The organism is Streptomyces millisiae, from assembly GCF_031845425.1.
Taxonomy (GTDB): Bacteria; Actinomycetota; Actinomycetes; order Streptomycetales; family Streptomycetaceae; genus Streptomyces; species Streptomyces millisiae.
Map to the genome: position 1 here is coordinate 1 of NZ_JAVREM010000234.1, position 483 is coordinate 483.

General features: G+C 73.3%; 1 protein-coding gene. It reads left to right on the forward strand.

The features are described from left to right. Window positions 1-4 precede the first annotated feature (4 nt). On the forward strand, window positions 5-483 hold a 479-nt coding region (locus tag RNC47_RS36415), incomplete at its 3' end, for an FAD-dependent oxidoreductase (RefSeq protein ID WP_311605154.1).

The following is a 483-nucleotide window of genomic DNA, read 5'->3' on the forward strand; positions in this document are numbered from 1 at the left end:
CACCATGACCACCCTGCAGAGCGTTCCCGCCCTCGGAACGCACCCGGCCTCCGGCTCCCTGCCGAGCCGCGCCGAAACCCGGGAGCAGCTGTCCCGGGCGACGTACGACCTCCTGGTCATCGGCGGTGGCATCCTGGGCATCTCCACCGCCTGGCATGCCGCGCAGTCCGGGCTGCGGGTGGCTCTGGTGGACGCCGGTGACTTCGCCGGCGCCACCTCCTCCTCCTCCTCCAAGCTGCTCCACGGCGGTCTGCGCTACCTCCAGACCGGCGCGGTCAAGCTGGTCGCGGAGAACCACTTCGAGCGCCGCGCGGTCTCCCGCGAGGTGGCCCCGCACCTGGCCAACCCGCTCACCTTCTACCTGCCCGTCTACAAGGGCGGCCCGCACGGCGCGGCCAAGCTCGGCGCGGGCGTCTTCGCCTACTCCGCGCTCTCCGCGTTCGGCGACGGCGTCGGCCACGTCATCTCCCCGGCCCGGGCGTC